Below are 13,436 nucleotides of genomic sequence, written 5' to 3' on the forward strand. Positions count from 1 at the left end.
CCCGTGGGCTTGGTTCCGGAACCAAGCCGTGCGCAAGAAGCGGATCGCCCGGTCCGAAGTTGACCGCGGGAACGCCGAGCTCGCTGAAGCGCGCGACGTCGGTCCAACCGTACTTGGGTTTGGGCTCGGCACCGACGGCGGCAACGAAGGACGCCGCAGCCCGGTGGTTGAGGCCCGGCCGCGCCCCGGCGGCAGCGTCGGTGCGGACGACGTCGAAGCCGTCCAAGAGTTCCCGGACGTGGGCTTCGGCCTGGTCCGGGGTCTTGTCCGGCGCGAAGCGATAGTTGATCTCCACGACACAGCGGTCCGGGATGACGTTGCCCGCAGTGCCGCCGTTAATCTTCACGGCATTGAGGCTTTCCCGGTAGTCCAGCCCGTCCACGTTGACGGTGCGAGGTTCGTACGAGGCCAAGCGGCTCAGGATGGGAGCGGCTGCGTGGATGGCGTTGCTGCCCATCCACGCACGGGCGGAGTGCGCCGCTTCCCCGACCGTGGTGGCTTCGAAGCGGCTGGTGCCGTTGCAACCGCCTTCCACCGTGCCGTCGGTGGGTTCGAGCAGGATCGCGAAGTCCCCCTCCAGGAGATGGCCATGGTTCCGTACCAAGCGGCCGAGGCCGCTCTTGACCGCTTCAACTTCCTCATGGTCATAGAAGACGAAGGTGACGTCTTTGCCCGGCTCGGCGCCGCCGTCGAACATTGTCGCGGCGAGCGCAAGCTGCACCGCGACCCCGCCCTTCATGTCGGTGGCTCCGCGTCCATACAAGGTTCCCGTCCCGGGGACGCCGGACTCCCACGTGGCGGGCACGGTGCCGAGCGAACCCTCCACGGTGGGCAACGGCACGGTATCGAGGTGGCCGGCCAAGATCACGCGCTCCGGGCGTCCCAGCTCGGTCCGGGCAATGATGGCGTCGCCGTCCCGCACAAGCTGCAGGCCGGGGATCGTACGAAGCGCGGATTCAACGGCGTCTGCAAGCGCGGCTTCGTTGCCGGACACGCTGTTGACGTCCATCAGCGCCGCGGTCAGCAGCGCAACGTCTTGCCTGATGTCAAGAAGGATCGGGGTAGTTTCAACGGTCACCTGTCCACTGTATCCCGAGCGAATTGCGACCCCTCGGTCCACACACGGTTTCAAGGGAAGCAGTGGCTCTCGATAGACTTGCGCCATGACTGAAACCGCTGCCTCTGCCGCTCTCGATAGCGCTTCTGACAACGATCGCTCCGCCTATGGCTTTGGCCTGGCCACCATCGCCACCTCCGACGCCGGAGAAGCGACAGTGCTGGACGTCTGGTTTCCGGCACCGGCATTGGGCGAAGCTGCCGCATCCCTGCGCGCCGTGGAGCACGCCGACGAGTCGCTGACTGCTCTCGCAGCTGAAAGCCACGACGCCGACCGCCGGACCGAACAGAAGGTGGTCTTTGCCCAGATCAACCTGGACGAGGCACCTGCCGACACCGTTGACGCCTACCTGCGCCTGCACTTGCTTTCGCACCGGCTCGTCAAGCCCAACAGCATCAACCTGGACGGGATCTTCGGCAAGCTCCCGAACGTTGTGTGGACGAACTTCGGCCCCGCAGCAGTGGACGGCTTCGAATTGACCCGCGCCCGCCTGCGTAAGCGCGGCGCCGTCACGGTCTACGGAGTGGACAAGTTCCCGCGCATGGTGGACTACGTCGTTCCCACCGGGGTCAGGATCGCCGACGCCGACCGGGTCCGCCTGGGCGCCTACCTCTCCGAAGGCACCACGGTCATGCACGAGGGCTTCGTGAACTTCAACGCCGGCACGCTCGGCACGTCCATGGTGGAAGGGCGCATCTCGGCAGGTGTTGTTGCCGGTGACGGCACCGACGTCGGTGGCGGCGCCTCCATCATGGGGACCCTCTCCGGTGGCGGCAAGGAAAAGATCGCCCTGGGTGAGCGCGTGCTCCTGGGTGCCAACTCCGGCGTGGGCATCAGCATCGGCGACGACTCCGTGGTCGAAGCAGGCCTCTACGTCACGGCTGGAACCCGCGTGCGCATCCCCGGCCCGAAGGACGCCAACGGGGAAGACACCAGCAGCATCATCAAGGCTGTTGAGCTCTCCGGCGTGCCGAACCTGCTGTTCCGCCGCAATTCCACAACTGGCGAAGTCGAGGTCCTTCCCCGCAAGGGCCAGACGGTGGAACTCAACGAAGCCCTCCACGCCAACTAGCTGATACCTGGATGCGCCGTCTCCGACGCACCATCATCTTGTTGCTGGCGCTTGCCTTGGTGGCCGGTGCCATCTACGCCGTGGTGACTGTACTGCAGCGTTCCGAAACCTTGGTCACGGAACGCTGCGTCGCCGTCGTGGGCTCGGACTCCTACGAGCTGGCGACGGACCAGGCCGCGAATGCCGCCCTCATCACCGCCATTGCCGTGCAGCGGGGGCTGCCTCCGCGCGCGGCCACAATCGCCGTGGCCACAGCCATGCAGGAATCCAAGCTTCGCAACATCGGACACGGTGACGAGGTTGGCCCCGATTCGCGGGGCCTGTTCCAGCAGCGCCCCTCCCAGGGCTGGGGCACCGAAGCCGAGGTCATGGATCCTGCCTACGCGACGAACGCTTTCTATGACCACCTTGTGAAAATACCCGGCTACGAAACGATGGCGATCACTGATGCGGCGCAAGCGGTCCAGCATTCCGCCTACCCCCAGGCCTACGCGCAGCAGGAACCCATGGGCCGGGCGTATGCGTCGGCGCTCACCGGACATTCCGAACGGGCCCTCGACTGCACGCTCGGGGCGGCGGACACCGCCGGCGACCCGAACGCCGTCGTGGCCGCCATGACCACGGAGTTCGGCGCCCTGCCGGCCGTGGCCCAGGGCCGCACGGTCCAGTTGAACATCAGCGGTGCGCAGGCGTGGGCTGTGGCCCAGTGGGCCGTGGCGAATGCCAAGGACCTTTCCGTGACGCAGGTTGACGTGGCTGGCGCCACCTGGAACCGGCAGGACCACAAGGGCTGGCAGGATTCAGCGGCAGCATCGGGGTCCGTGACCATCACGGTTTCGGCTCCGAAGACCTAGTTTTGGGCGGGGCCTCGGCGGTGCCTGGCTTCAGACCAGTAGTTCAACCACCGGCTGGACGTAGCTGCGGAAGATATCCGGCTCGGACAAGAGCCGGTGGCTCATGATCATCTTGTCCGGCTCAAGATACCAGGCCCTTGGCTCGTTGAGGGGCAGCTCGATGATCGTCAGCTGGAAGTCCCGGGAACTCCGTCCGACTTCCAGCAGCCGGTCCTCCACCATGTCCCCCAGAAGCAACGTGGCGCCGCTCGCTTCGCGTTCAGCCTCTAGTTTTTCGTACTCTTCAAGGCGCTCACGGGCCCAGGTCAGGGCGGCTCCGAAGTGTGCCTGCAATACTCTGCGCAGGGCAGGCGAATTGCCGAAGGCGTTGAATCCCGGGGGTGAAAGCTCCGGCGCGGCATCCGGATACGCCCTCAACAGCTGCTCCCACCAGGCCTCCCACTCTGTCTTGAGGGCCGGCACCCCGCCTACCTCGGCAGTGAGGTGCGTGTGGTCCGCGTGCCTGACTTTGGGTGTGGCGTGGGACAACGTTGGCGTACCGGCTCCGTCCAATCCAGCAACGTCTCTCAGATACAAGGCAATGAGCATCGGTCCGGAGGTGTCCATAGTGATTCGCCACCCCTGACCGCCTGTGTCATGCATCCGATTGCCTCCCTTGGCAGGTGCCCGCTCAGGGTTCCAGTCTATTCCCGATGAGCCTTGACGTTAACGGTTGGACGGGACCGCAACGAGAGTCTGCAAATGCGCGGTCAGCACGTCGCGGCAGACCTCGGCCGTCATCCACTCAGGCTGCAGCAGGGCATGCATGCACAGTCCGTCGAGGGTGGCCAGAAGGCGCTCGGCCTCGGTCACCAGGCGCTCCTGGCCGGATCCGCCGTCGGGCATCAGTCGCATCACCAAGCGGCCGACGACGGCGGCCACGGCCCGGTGGCTGCGTGCCGCTTCCTGTTCGAGTACTGGCCGGATTCGGGCCGCGTGCCGGAATGCCATCCAGACACAGGCGTCGACGGCCAGTTCCTCGTCGAGCGGAAGGAATTGGCCCGCCAGGGTTAACACGGCGGCGCCGTGTTCCGCCGAATCCGGATCCAACGATTCGACGACGGCGAACGCGTCCTCAAGCCGCGCGGCGATCCTGTCGATGACCACGGCAAAGGAGTGGACCAGCAGTTCATCGCTGCTGGCAAAGTAATGCCGGACCGAGCCGACGGCGAGCCCGGCTTCGTCGGCCACCTCCCGCAAGGAGGCACGTTCCAGGCCATCCGAGGCGATGATCCTGAAGACAGCTTCGACTACTTCCTGGCGCCGGGCTTCGGCATCAACAATCTTGGGCACAGATCTTTTTAGCACGAACGTGCTTGAACGGTACCGCCCGGCGCACCGGAACTGCGGGACTGTGGCGCACGCAACACTGAGCGAGCCTTGGCAAGTTCGGCTAGCGTTGCTTGCATGAGAATTCTTGTCACGGGTGGCACCGGCTACATCGGATCGCACACCGTCCTGTCCCTGCTGGAAACCGGACACGAAGTGGTCGTGCTGGACAACCTCGTGAACTCAAGCGAAGAGTCCCTGCGCCGCGTCGGTGAGCTGGCGGGAAAGACGGCGGCGTTCCATAAAGTGGATCTGGTGGACGAGGCCGCGGTTGAAGCCGTGTTCGATCAGCACAGCATCGACGCCGTCATCCACTTCGCCGGGCTCAAGGCAGTTGGCGAATCCGTGCAGGAACCCCTGAACTACTACTACAACAACATCGTCGGCACGCTGAACCTGCTCCGCGCCATGGACAAGCACGGGGTCCGGTCGATCGTTTTCAGTTCCTCCGCCACGGTATACGGCGAGCACAACCCCATCCCCTACATCGAGAAGATGGAGATCGGGGCGAACAACCCCTACGGCCGTACCAAGGAACAGATCGAGGACATCCTCACGGACCTCGGCGCCGCGGACGAACGCTGGCACATCGCCTTGTTGCGCTATTTCAACCCGGTGGGCGCACACCCCTCGGGCCGGATCGGCGAGGACCCCCAGGGTATCCCCAACAACCTGGTCCCCTACATCGCCCAGGTCGCCGTCGGCCGCCGCGAAAAGCTCATGGTCTTCGGCGGAGACTACGACACCCCGGACGGCACCTGCCTGCGGGACTACATCCACGTCGTCGACCTCGCCGGTGGCCACGTCGCCGCATTGGACTACGTTGCGGAGCGCCCCGGCGTTCACCGCTGGAACCTTGGCTCCGGGAAAGGCACGTCCGTACTGGAGATGCTCCACGCCTTCGAACAGGCCGTGGGCCACCCGCTGCCGTACGAGATCACGGGCCGCCGGGCGGGAGACCTGCCCGCGTTCTGGGCCGACGCCTCCTCCGCCCTGGCCGACCTGAGCTGGTCCACCACGAAGACCGTGGACCAGATGTGCGAAGACCACTGGCGCTGGCAGAAGAACAACCCTCTCGGCTACAGCTCTTAAAGTGCAACGCGGGGTCACTTACGGCCCATGATGTCCCTTGGGACGGGCTGTAAGTGACCCCGCGTGCTGGGCCCACACCGGCGGGGATTAGACCGCCGGGTAGTCGCGCTCCGGCTCTCCTGTGTAGAGCTGCCGCGGACGGCCGATCTTCGTCTGGGGATCGTTGATCATTTCGCGCCACTGGGCGATCCAGCCGGGGAGTCGGCCGATCGCGAACAGCACGGTGAACATCTTCTCGGGGAAGCCCATGGCCTTGTAGATCAGGCCGGTGTAGAAGTCGACGTTCGGGTAGAGCTTGCGCTGGATGAAGTAGTCGTCCGCAAGGGCCTTCTCTTCGAGGCGCATCGCGATGTCCAGGAGCTCATCGTTGCCGCCCAGCTTGCCCAGGATCTCGTGTGCCGTCGCCTTGATGATCTTGGCGCGGGGGTCGTAGTTCTTGTAGACCCGGTGTCCGAAGCCCATGAGGCGGACGCCGTCCTCCTTGTTCTTGACCTTCTCCATGTATTCCTCGGGCTTGATGCCGTCGGCCTGGATCTGGCGCAGCATCTTCAGCACGGCCTCGTTGGCGCCGCCGTGGGCGGGACCGAAGAGGGCGTTGATGCCTGCGGAAACAGAAGCAAACAGGTTCGCGTTCGAGGAGCCCACAAGGCGGACGGTCGACGTCGAGCAGTTCTGCTCGTGGTCGGCGTGCAGGATGAGCAGGAGGTCCAGCGCCTTGACGACGACGGGATCCAGCTCGTATTGCTCTGCCGGCAGGCCGAAGCTCAGGCGCAGGAAGTTCTCCACGAGGTTCATGGAGTTGTCCGGGTACAGCATGGGCTGGCCGATGGACTTCTTGTGGGCGTAGGCCGCGATGACCGGGAGCTTCGCCATGAGGCGGATAGTGGAAACTTCCACGTGCTCCGGGTTGAACGGGTCCAAGGAGTCCTGGTAGAACGTGGACAGCGCGGAGACAGCCGAGGAAAGCACCGGCATCGGGTGCGCGTCACGCGGGAAACCGCCGAAGAAGCCCTTGAGCTCCTCGTGGAGCAGCGTGTGGTGGCGGATCCGCTGGTCGAACGCGTCCAGCTCGGTGGGCGTGGGAAGGTTGCCGTAGATCAGCAGGTAGGAAACTTCCAGGAAGCTTGAGTGCTGGGCAAGCTGCTCGATCGGGTAGCCGCGGTACCGCAGGATACCGGCGTCGCCATCGATGTAGGTGATTGCCGACGTGGTGGCGGCGGTGTTCATGAAGCCGGGGTCATAGGCGACGGCGCCCGTCTGCTTCAGCAGCTTGGAAACGTCGTATCCTTCGTTCCCTTCTACAACCTTGATCCGCGGGAGCTCGAGCTCTCCGCCGGCATGGCGCAGGGTAGCGCTGGTGGTCTCAGTCATGGAGTCCCCTTCATGAGGCTCTTGGCCTCGGTCGAAAGCTTGATCCAACCAACATCTGGTGACTCCAGCCAGGAGTCTGCAGGTGCAGACACCATCGGCCGAACTGCCTTCGTGGAGAAAGCCACCATTGATAGTCAGTTAAAAGCTACCGCCAGTAAGCGGGACAAACTAATTCACAAGCTACGGTTACTGGCGGAATGACGCGCCCTGTGCGGGAAGTCACAGCATTGTTACCGGGCAGTGTCCAAGCGTTCGACTGCCGCGTCGATGCGTTCGTCCGTGCCGGTGAGCGCCACACGGATGAAACCATTGCCCGCGTCTCCATAGAACACCCCGGGCCCGACGACGATCCCCAGGTCAGCGAAACGGCGGACTGTGTCCCACGTCGCCTCCCCTGCGGTGGACCACAGGTACAGGCCAGCTTTGGACTCGTGGATCTCCAGGCCGAAGTTCTTCAGTGCCGGCAGGAGGCGTTCACGGCGCCCGCGGTAGAGATCCTTTTGGGCGAGCACGTGGCCGGCATCGCCGAGCGCGGTACGCATGGCTTCCTGGACCGGATACGGCACGATCATGCCGGCGTGCTTGCGGCTGTTGACCAGATTCGCCACGATCGACGAGTCACCAGCCACGAAGGCGGCACGGTAGCCGGCAAGGTTCGATTGTTTGCTGAGGGAGTAGACGCACAAGAGTCCGTCCGTGGATCCTCCCGTGACGCGTGGGTCAAGGACGCTAGGCACTGCCTCGCCGCCACGCTGGGCATCCCATTCGCCCCAGCCGAGTTCGGCATAGCATTCATCCGACGCCACGACTGCGCCGATCTCGCGCGCCTGGGCGACGATCTGCCTGAGGGATTCGACGTCACGGACGCTGCCCGTGGGATTGCCGGGGGAATTGATCCAGATCAGCCGGACCCTCGCGCGGGTGGCTGAGTCCAGTTCGTCCAGGCTGTCTGCCGCGACGGCAGTGGCGCCTGCGAGCATGGCGCCGATGTCGTAGGTCGGGTACGCCACAGTGGGACGGACCACGACGTCGCCTGCGCTCAGTCCCAGCAGGAACGGCAACCAGGCCACCAATTCCTTGGAGCCGACGGTCGGCAGGACGTCCCTCGGATCGATTCCCGGGACCCCGCGGCGGCTGGCGAACCAGTTGGATACGGCCTCGCGAAGAGCTTCCGTGCCGTGGACCGTCGGGTAACCATGGGCGTCAGCTGCCCGGGCAAGCGCCTCGCGGACCAGTTGCGGCGTCGGATCCACGGGGGTTCCGATGGAGAGATTGACTGCCCCGCCCGGGTGTTCTGAAGCCTTGGCCACGTACGGCGCCATCGCTTCCCAAGGATAGTCAGGCAGGTTGAGGCCGAAAGCGGGGGCCGCAGAAATCAAAGGAAGCAACCGTTCTTAGTGGTCTTGGTTCTGTGGGGGCAGCGCGGCGATGAAGGGGTGGTCCTTACCGGTGTTGCCGATCTTGGCGGCTCCGCCCGGGGAACCAAGGTCATCGAAGAACTCGACGTTGGCCTTGTAGTAGTCGGCCCATTCCTCCGGGGTGTCGTCCTCGTAGTAGATCGCTTCCACCGGGCACACGGGTTCGCAAGCTCCGCAGTCCACGCACTCATCCGGGTGGATATAGAGGGAACGTTCGCCTTCGTAGATGCAGTCAACAGGGCATTCTTCAATACATGCCTTGTCCTTGACGTCCACACACGGCTGCGCGATTACGTAGGTCACGTCCCTTGCCTCTCCACAGTTGTCCCGGAAATTCCGGGTAGTACCACCGGCCCTGTGGCCGGTACATCGAATTCTGAGCCTATTATCCCCCAGCGGGAACTCAGCAACCTAGCCGGGCGTCTTACTATGAACTGGTGAATCTGCCCCGGCCCCAGGATTTCCTGCTCAATACCGTATCCGGAACACGGGTAGTTGTCCGATACCGCCTGGACAACGGCTTCACCGATGCCCTCGGCTACCTGCTCTCGGTCGCCGACGGTGCGTGCACCATCCGTACCCGACAGTCCGACGTCGAGATCCCGCTGGCCCTTGTTGTGGCGGCAAAAGCAGTCCCTCCTCCGCCCCAGCGCCGGGATCCGCGCACAACCCGCGAGTAGTTCCGCCTCATGTCCCGGAGGGTCAGGCGCCATGCACCTCGTCGGGGAGCCTGCGCATTCCCCACAGCGGGGAGAACAGCACAGGCGCAACAAAAACAAGACTTCCGCCCAAGCCGATCCAGAGTGTCGGTACGAGGCCGATATTCTCGGCCAGGAGGCCCGAGGCTAGGGCAGCGATCGGCATGACCCCCCACACCACGAAGCGAATGGACGCATTCATGCGCCCCAGGAGCCGGGGCGGACACACGCGCTGCCTCATGCTCAACTGCATGATGTTGTACACCAGCACTCCGAAAGCGAACCCGAACTCGGAGACGATGAGCATCACGAGGGACATCCATCGCTCGGGGGCAAGCACGCACAACGGAACCAGGAGGAGGAAAAGCGAGCTGATCATCGACGCCACGGGAATAACCGTCCCCTCGCCGATCCAGGCCGCCAACCTGGGCGCGGCAACCGCCCCGATCAGTCCGCCCACGGCGCCGACCGCCATGATGAGGCCCATGCCCTCCGGACCGAGTTCCAGTTCACGAAGTACCAACACCGGCATCAAGGTGAAGGCAAGCGTGGTGAAGAAGTTGACCCCGCCCGTGCACGCCGCAATCCTGCTGATCAGGGGATGCCTGACCACGAAGACCAGGCCCTCCTTGATTTCGCTTGCCAGCGGCTGCCGATCCTTCGCGGCCACGGGCCGTTCCGCATCGCGCGTCCTGAGCAGGAAGATGGCCGACAGCAGATACCCGATCGCCTCCCCGACGAACAGCACCGGGGCGGACACGACCGTCAGCAAGCCACCGCCCGCGGCAGGACCCCCGATCCGTGCGATCTGGGAGGTGGCCTCGAGCTTGGAGTTCGCCTGCGGCACTTTCGCGGCATCCACGAGCACGGGCACATAGCTCTGGTAGGAAACGTCGAAGAAGACCGTCGCGGCCCCGACGACGGCGGCTACGGCGTAAAGATGCCAGATCTGCAGGATGCCGGCCCACCAGAGGATTGGTACGGTCGCCATTGCCCCGGTCCGGACCAGGTCCGCCACGATCATGGTGCGACGCTTGAGCCAGCGGTCAACCCACGCTCCTGCCGGCAAACCGATCAGCAGGAAGGCCGCAAGGCCGGCGGCATTGAGCGCGCCGACTTCGAACTCACTGGCGCCGAGCAAAGTCACCGCGAGGACGGGAAACGCCAATTGCCCCAGTTGCGCCCCAAGCTGGCTGACGGCCTGGCCCGACCAGAAGATGATGAAGTTCCGGTCCCGCCACAGCGAGGCAGTGTGCTGAGCTGTGTCAGTTTGCTGAGCATTGTCCGTGGTCCCGGCGTTCACCCGCCCAGTTTCCTGTAGTGATTGGTATATGTCAATCACTCAAGGCTGGCTACACTGGCCACCATGACGGAACACGAGCGGGAGGACAGCGACCTGGTGGCCAAGGGCCGCGCCTTGAGCTCCCCCCTGCGCTTGAGGATTCTCCGGCTCTGCCTGCACCACGCTCGCACCAACAAAGAGATTGCGGGGCTGTTGGACATCAATCCGGCGTCAAGCCTGCATCATGTCCGGACCTTGGTGCGCACCGGTTTTCTTGAACCTCAGGAAGGCCGGAAGGGAAAGAGGGGCGCCAAGGAGGTGCCGTACATCGCCACCCGCACCTCGTGGAGCACTCCCGTCGACGATATTGCCCCTGTCCTGATCGAAACATTCGTCCAGGAAACCCGCGGGCTCATGCCAGGGGACATCGATGTCTGGCGGCTTGGCGTGAAGTTCAATGCTGCACGGCAGCAGGAGATGATGGGCAAGCTGCGGGCGGTCGTCGAGGAATATATGCGTCTTCCGGCAGACGACGACGGCGAGGCCACCTCGCTCCTGATTGCCCACCACCGGGACCCAAGCGCCGACTAGCTAAGCGCGCGGAGGACGCCCGTAGCGCCGGCACCACAAGAGCATCACGAAAGTGATGCCCGCACTCCCGTAAACCCACACATTTCCGGGCACATCCGCGACGATCAGCTGCTTGCCCGTTCCGCCCGTGGAGAGCACGCCTACGGCGGCGTAACAAACAATGCCCACCACCGCCGTCGGGATCAAGGATCGCGACCACGCACCCAGCAGGAGCTGGAGCGATGCGAGCAGGAGCAGTGCCGCTGCGGTACCCCAAGAGACGTCGACGCCGGCAATAAGGAGCGCCTGCCGGTGCAGTGCGGTGCCTGCAAAGGCAGCAAAAAGAGCCACCGGAACAGCCACGGCAATGCCGCGTGCTGTTCCGGTGGCTCCCTTATTCAATGCGTCAGTCCGTTGGGCGCGTCAGTACTTGATCAGCCCAGCAGGATCAGACTTTGGCGCGTGCGCGGGTAGCCTTGGCGCGCTCGTTGGCGTCCAGGATGACCTTGCGGATGCGGATGGAGTCCGGGGTTACCTCAACGCACTCGTCTTCGCGGGCGAATTCGAGGGACTCTTCGAGGGTCAGGTCGCGCGGCGGCGTCAGGTTCTCAAAGGTGTCAGAGGAAGCGGCACGCATGTTGGTGAGCTTCTTTTCCTTCGTGATGTTGACGTCCATGTCGTCGGCGCGGGAGTTCTCGCCGACGATCATGCCTTCGTAGACCTCGGACGTGGGCTTCACGAAGAAGGAGCCGCGTTCCTGCAGGTTGATCATGGCGAAGGGGGTGACCACACCGGCGCGGTCGGCAACCATCGAACCGTTGGTGCGGTATTCGATAGGGCCGGCCCACGGCTCGTAGCCTTCGGAGATCGAGGAAGCGATGCCGGCGCCACGGGTGTCCGTAAGGAACTTGGTGCGGAAGCCGATGAGGCCACGTGCCGGAACGATGAATTCCATGCGGCACCAGCCGGTACCGTGGTTGGCCATGTTGGTCATGCGGCCCTTGCGGGCAGCCATCAGCTGCGTGACTGCACCGAGGTACTCTTCAGGCACGTCGATGGTCATGTGTTCCATCGGCTCGTGGATCTTGCCGTCGACGGTCCGGGTGACAACCTGCGGCTTGCCGACAGTGAGCTCGAAGCCTTCGCGTCGCATCTGCTCCACGAGGATGGCCAGCGCAAGCTCGCCACGTCCCTGGACTTCCCAAGCATCCGGACGCTCGGTGGGCAGGACCTTGATGGAGACGTTACCGATCAGTTCCTTGTCCAGGCGATCCTTCACCTGGCGCGCCGTGACCTTGGCGCCCTTGACCTTGCCGGCCAGCGGGGAGGTGTTGATACCGATGGTCATGGAGATCGCGGGGTCATCCACCGTGATGAGCGGCAGCGGCTGCGGGTTCTCTGCGTCAGTGAGGGTCTCACCAATGGTGATTTCCTCGATACCGGCAACAGCCACGATCTCGCCCGGGCCGGCGGACTCTGCCGGTACGCGGTCAAGGGCCTTGGTGGCCAGGAGCTCGGTGATCTTGACGTTCTTCAGCTCACCGTTGGCACGCGCCCAGGCGACGGTCTGGCCCTTGCGGAGGGTGCCGTTGTAGATGCGCAGGAGTGCAAGGCGGCCAAGGAACGGGGAAGCGTCCAGGTTGGTGACGTGCGCCTGAAGGACACCGTTCGGGTTGTAGGTCGGCGCCGGGATGTGCTCGATGATCGCCTTGAAGAGGGGTTCGAGATCTTCGTTTTCCGGGGCCGAGCCGTCAGCCGGCTGCTCGAGGGAGGCGCGGCCGACCTTGGCTGCGGCGTAGACCACGGGTACTTCCAGGATCTTGTCCAGGTCCAGGTCCGGAACTTCGTCCGCGAGGTCGGAGGCCAGGCCAAGGAGCAGGTCCATGGACTCGTGGACAACCTCTTCGATGCGGGCGTCGGGGCGGTCGGTCTTGTTGACCAGCAGGATGACGGGCAAGTGCGCGGCAAGGGCCTTGCGGAGGACGAAGCGGGTCTGCGGCAGCGGACCTTCGGAAGCGTCGACCAGGAGGACCACGCCGTCAACCATGGACAGGCCGCGCTCCACCTCGCCACCGAAGTCGGCGTGGCCGGGGGTGTCGATCACGTTGATGGTGATGGTCTCGCCATTGGACGACGGGCCGTTGTAGGCAACCGTGGTGTTCTTGGCGAGGATGGTGATGCCCTTTTCGCGCTCCAGGTCACCGGAGTCCATGACGCGGTCTTCCAGGTGGTTGTGCTCGGCGAAGGAGTTGGTCTGCTTGAGCATGGCGTCGACCAGCGTGGTCTTGCCGTGGTCAACGTGGGCCACAATCGCGACGTTGCGCAGATCACTGCGCGATGCAGTGGTCGCGGCGGTGTTGGTGGTGGTTTCAGACATGCGTAATGGCTCGATTCAGTGGTGAAGTCAGCTGTTGTATCGCGACATTTCCAACCGGAACGCACGACGGATTAGACCCTTTGACACAGGGCACCTTCATAGAGTCTAAACGCTGTGGTATTTATTGGCCTAAAAATCACCCTCCAGGTCATCGAATTGTGCCCTTCATCACAATCGGCAGCGAACTCGGGATGAGCCGGAAACAGCAAAAGAGCCG

At 64.1% G+C, this 13,436-nt stretch carries 13 protein-coding genes and 1 pseudogene; 5 read left to right on the forward strand and 9 right to left on the reverse strand.

What is annotated here, in order from left to right; genetic code table 11:
• Positions 1-28 precede the first annotated feature (28 nt).
• Positions 29-1,078, reverse strand: a pseudogene (dapE, locus tag AB4068_RS01650) (succinyl-diaminopimelate desuccinylase); the annotation flags it as partial.
• 85 nt (positions 1,079-1,163) lie between these two features.
• Between dapE and dapD the strand changes: the two are divergent.
• Both dapD and AB4068_RS01660 read left to right on the forward strand, forming a co-directional pair.
• Entirely contained in the window at positions 1,164-2,189 is a 1,026-nt protein-coding gene (gene dapD, locus AB4068_RS01655; protein ID WP_306958658.1) for a 2,3,4,5-tetrahydropyridine-2,6-dicarboxylate N-succinyltransferase, read from the forward strand.
• Between the two features lie 11 nt (positions 2,190-2,200).
• Positions 2,201-3,043, forward strand: a complete 843-nt coding sequence (locus AB4068_RS01660; RefSeq protein ID WP_441432530.1) for a hypothetical protein — start codon at positions 2,201-2,203, stop codon at positions 3,041-3,043.
• 30 nt (positions 3,044-3,073) lie between these two features.
• Here the strand turns inward: AB4068_RS01660 and AB4068_RS01665 are convergent, their stop codons facing one another.
• Both AB4068_RS01665 and AB4068_RS01670 read right to left on the reverse strand, forming a co-directional pair.
• Entirely contained in the window at positions 3,074-3,685 is a 612-nt protein-coding gene (locus AB4068_RS01665; RefSeq protein WP_332601976.1) for a hypothetical protein, read from the reverse strand.
• A 63-nt stretch (positions 3,686-3,748) separates the two neighbouring features.
• Entirely contained in the window at positions 3,749-4,375 is a 627-nt protein-coding gene (locus AB4068_RS01670) for a TetR/AcrR family transcriptional regulator (RefSeq protein WP_441432531.1), read from the reverse strand.
• A 114-nt stretch (positions 4,376-4,489) separates the two neighbouring features.
• Between AB4068_RS01670 and galE the strand changes: the two genes are divergently transcribed.
• Positions 4,490-5,503, forward strand: coding sequence for a UDP-glucose 4-epimerase GalE (gene galE / locus AB4068_RS01675; RefSeq protein ID WP_284991428.1), 1,014 nt, complete (start codon positions 4,490-4,492; stop codon positions 5,501-5,503).
• An 87-nt stretch (positions 5,504-5,590) separates the two neighbouring features.
• Here galE and AB4068_RS01680 read toward each other — a convergent pair whose 3' ends face one another.
• The 3 genes from AB4068_RS01680 to fdxA form a co-directional block, all read right to left on the reverse strand.
• Positions 5,591-6,874 (reverse strand): citrate synthase, encoded by a 1,284-nt coding sequence (locus AB4068_RS01680; RefSeq protein ID WP_059387479.1) that lies wholly within the window; start codon positions 6,872-6,874, stop codon positions 5,591-5,593.
• A 230-nt stretch (positions 6,875-7,104) separates the two neighbouring features.
• The gene (dapC, locus tag AB4068_RS01685) at positions 7,105-8,253 is read right to left on the reverse strand and encodes a succinyldiaminopimelate transaminase (RefSeq protein WP_284991427.1); all 1,149 of its coding nucleotides are present in this window, start codon (positions 8,251-8,253) and stop codon (positions 7,105-7,107) included.
• 15 nt (positions 8,254-8,268) lie between these two features.
• Positions 8,269-8,595: a ferredoxin gene (gene fdxA, locus AB4068_RS01690; RefSeq protein ID WP_018776555.1), complete on the reverse strand. Its 327-nt coding sequence runs from the start codon at positions 8,593-8,595 to the stop codon at positions 8,269-8,271.
• Between the two features lie 134 nt (positions 8,596-8,729).
• Here fdxA and AB4068_RS01695 point away from each other — a divergent pair, with 134 nt between their 5' ends.
• Positions 8,730-8,972 carry a putative acetyltransferase gene (locus AB4068_RS01695; protein WP_059387478.1) on the forward strand — a complete coding sequence of 81 codons (243 nt, stop codon included), beginning with the start codon at positions 8,730-8,732 and terminating at the stop codon, positions 8,970-8,972.
• Between the two features lie 22 nt (positions 8,973-8,994).
• On the opposite strand, the gene AB4068_RS01700 is transcribed toward AB4068_RS01695, so the two are convergent.
• Positions 8,995-10,293, reverse strand: a complete 1,299-nt coding sequence (locus AB4068_RS01700; protein ID WP_441432532.1) for an MFS transporter — start codon at positions 10,291-10,293, stop codon at positions 8,995-8,997.
• A gap of 63 nt (positions 10,294-10,356) precedes the next feature.
• On the opposite strand from AB4068_RS01700, the gene AB4068_RS01705 reads away from it, so the two are divergent.
• On the forward strand, positions 10,357-10,863 hold the full coding sequence (locus tag AB4068_RS01705) for a helix-turn-helix domain-containing protein (RefSeq protein WP_284991423.1): 507 nt from the start codon (positions 10,357-10,359) through the stop codon (positions 10,861-10,863).
• On the opposite strand, the gene AB4068_RS01710 is transcribed toward AB4068_RS01705, so the two are convergent.
• The gene (locus AB4068_RS01710) at positions 10,864-11,244 is read right to left on the reverse strand and encodes a hypothetical protein (RefSeq protein WP_306958661.1); all 381 of its coding nucleotides are present in this window, start codon (positions 11,242-11,244) and stop codon (positions 10,864-10,866) included.
• 46 nt (positions 11,245-11,290) lie between these two features.
• Complete coding sequence (gene typA, locus AB4068_RS01715) at positions 11,291-13,219, reverse strand: translational GTPase TypA (protein WP_284991419.1); 1,929 nt, start codon at positions 13,217-13,219, stop codon at positions 11,291-11,293.
• Positions 13,220-13,436 lie beyond the last annotated feature (217 nt).

This window comes from Arthrobacter sp. 2RAF22, from assembly GCF_052115325.1.
Classification (GTDB): Bacteria; Actinomycetota; Actinomycetes; order Actinomycetales; family Micrococcaceae; genus Arthrobacter.